This is a genomic window from Candidatus Atribacteria bacterium (assembly GCA_011056645.1).
In the GTDB taxonomy this organism is placed as follows: domain Bacteria; phylum Atribacterota; class Phoenicimicrobiia; order Phoenicimicrobiales; family Phoenicimicrobiaceae; genus Sediminicultor; species Sediminicultor quartus.
The window spans coordinates 1-3221 of the sequence record DSEL01000105.1 but is presented as its reverse complement, the minus strand read 5'-3'; the positions used below and the strand labels follow the sequence as shown (position 1 = coordinate 3221).

The following is a 3221-nucleotide window of genomic DNA, read 5'->3' as shown; positions in this document are numbered from 1 at the left end:
TCTTCTATACCGCTACCTATACCGACAAGAAAGATGAGGAATTTGCCTTAAGTTTGGGCGCAGTTAGATTTATAGTCAAACCACAGGAACCGGAAACTTTATTAAAAATTGTAAATGAAGTGATGGATAAACACAAAGAAAAAGTGCCGCTTGTTCCTCAGGAAGAGGAAGAAAAATATCTTTCTCGTTATAATGAACGATTGGTGCAGAAACTGGATAAGAAGATATTTGACTTAGAGAAAACGAATAAAGTCCTTCAAGAAAAAGAAGAGAAGATCTATAATCTAAGCCAATTCCAGGAAAATATAATTCATAATGCCAATGTTTGGATCAATGTACTGGATGAAAAAACCAATGTAATGATGTGGAATGAAGCTGCCGAAAAGATGAGCGGATACTCTGCCACAGAAGTCATTGGCCATGATAAAATATGGGAATGGCTCTATCCGGATGAAAATTACCGGATGAAAATTACCGCAAAAACTAGTGCGATCATTGAAAAAGGAGAAGAGGTTGAAGATTATGAAACCAAAATATCCTGTAAAGACGGCAAAGCAAAAATTATCTCCTGGAATTCCCGTAACCTGACTAACCCACAAGGCAAAATAATAGGTTCGGTTTCCTTGGGCAGAGATATCACCGCACGCAAACAAGCAGAAGAAAGACTCAAAAAAACCATGGATGAAACCATCGAGACTATGTCCAAGATCATCGAGGCCAAAGACCCCTATACTGCCGGTCACCAGCTGAGGGTATCTCAACTGGCTGTAGCCATCGCTGCCGAGCTAAACCTTTCCCAGGATCAGCTGGAAGGAATCAGGGTATCCTCTTTGATCCATGATATCGGGAAGATCAGCCTGCCTACTGAAACCTTAAGTAAACCCACCAAGCTAACTGATTTAGAATTTAGTCTGATCAAAGGACATTCCCAAATGGGATATGATATCTTAAAATCTATTGATTTTAACTATCCGGTTGCAAATATTGTTCTTCAGCATCACGAGAGACTAAACGGTTCAGGATATCCTCAAGGCTTAGAAGGTGACAATATTTTGCTTGAAGCTAAAATAATAGGGGTTGCCGATGTAGTGGAAGCCATGTCCTCTCACCGTCCCTACCGTCCGGCATTGGGTATGGATCAAGCTTTAAAAGAAATTTCTCAAAACAGGAATATACTTTATGACGCTGAAGTGACAGATGCCTGCTTAAAGCTTTTTAAGGGGGAGGAATTTAAATTTGAATTGTAGATAATAGAGTGATTCTGAAGGAAAAGTGGTGAATAAATATTGAATCTTTTATCATTTCTGCATTTTCTTGTATTTTTGTTTTATTTCTACTTGTTAATGTTTATACTATGTAAAGATCCAAAATCCTTGCTTAATAGGATTTGTGCTATTCTTATTGCTTGCTTTATGTTATGGAGTTTTGGATCGATTTTTATTTATAATCCGCAACTCTCAAAAGATACTGTTATTTTAGTTAATAACCTCATTTCCATGGGGTGGATCGGTTTCGCTGGTATCTTTTTATGGTTCGCTCTTATTTTCATAGAAAAGAAAAAAATATTTAAAAAACGAATTATTTATCCTCTTATCTTTATTCCACCTTTATTATTTATCTATAAACAATGGACCGGTTTTTTAACCGCTTCCTATATTAAACAATCCTGGGGTTGGGAAAGCGTTTGGTCGGATTCAATCTGGGCTTATCTTTTTTATTTCTATTATCTTTCATTCATGATGATAGGGCTTTATCTAATTTTAAATTTCGGAAGAAAGATAAAAGAACCAATCAAGAAAAAACAGGCAAAAATAATTTTTATTACTGCCTTAATTTCCCTTGTCTTTAGCACTTTAACCGATGTAATGTTTCCTATATTAAATGTTTTTGCACTACCTTCATTAGGAAATATAATTGCGCTTATTTGGGCATCTGGAATAGTATATGCTATTGCTAAATATAAGCTTATGGTTATTACACCGGCTACCGCAGCAGATAATATTATTTCTACTATGCTTGATTCCTTAATTTTATTGGACAGAGAAGGTAATCTTGTTAATGTGAATAAAGCTACCTTGGATTTATCGGGATATGGGAAGGAAGAACTAAAAAGAAAATCAATTGAGATATTTTTTGCAGAAAAAAATTTTAAGGATATCTTACTGGATAAAACCATGAAGAAAGAAGCCATTAAAAATTACGAGCTCAACTTTAAAACAAAAACCGGAGACAATATTCCGGTCATTTTTTCCAGTTCTGTGATGGCAGATGAAGCAGGAGGTATTGCCGGTATTGTTTGTATTGTTAAGGATATTTCCGAGCAAAAAAAGACTGAAAACATATTAAGAGAAGAAAAAAAATTATTTAATACTCTTATGAATAATATTTCAGATTCTATTTATTTTAAAGATAGGGAAAAAAGATTTATAAGGGTGAACAAAGTGAAAGCAGAACACTCAAAGGTTGCTCCGGAAGAGGTGATTGGGAAGACTGATTTTGATTTTTTTCCTCCGGAAATAGCCAAACAATCTTCAGCAGATGATGATCTCGTCATAAAATCTGGTAAACCAATTATTGATAAAACAGAAAAGATTATTTATTTCAATAAAACAGAGTATTGGGTATCGACTACTAAGGTACCATGGTATGATGAAGAGGGGAGAATAAAAGGATTGATAGGTATATCCCGAGACATTACCAAACGCAAACAGACCGAGGAAGCCATAAAGAAAAGTCAGCAGGAATTTGCTAATCTCTTTCACAACAACCCGGAAGCCCTGGTCTATTTGGATGAAAATAGCAATATTTTAAACGTGAATCCCCGCTTTACTGAATTATTCGGTTATACCTTAGAAGAAATAAAAGGCAGAAACATTAATGAAGGATTCATTCATCCCCCGGATAAGATAGAAGAAGGAAAAAAATTAACTAAAAAAAGATCAACAGATTATCTTAATTTTGAAACCACCAGAAAGAAGAAAGATGGTACTTTGTTCCCGGTTTCCATATCTTCTACGTCCTTAGTAATAGACGGAAAAGTGAAGGGGGAGATAGGGGTATATATCGATATCACCCTATCTAAACAATTAGAAGAAAAACTGAAAGACCTTGCCCGGATCGACTCCTTAACCGGCTGTTATAACCGGAGATATGGTCTGGAGCTGCTAGATAGACAGATGAAACTATCCCATCGTAGCAAATCTCACCTTTTGCTGGCTTTT

2 protein-coding genes are annotated in these 3221 nt (G+C 35.6%); both read left to right on the top strand.

Annotation, left to right across the window (positions count from 1 at the left end; genetic code table 11):
- A partial coding sequence (locus ENO17_04330; protein HER24260.1) for a PAS domain S-box protein occupies positions 1 to 1247 on the top strand: 1247 nt, incomplete at its 5' end.
- A gap of 39 nt (positions 1248 to 1286) precedes the next feature.
- On the top strand, positions 1287 to 3221 hold a 1935-nt coding region (locus ENO17_04325), incomplete at its 3' end, for a PAS domain S-box protein (GenBank protein HER24259.1).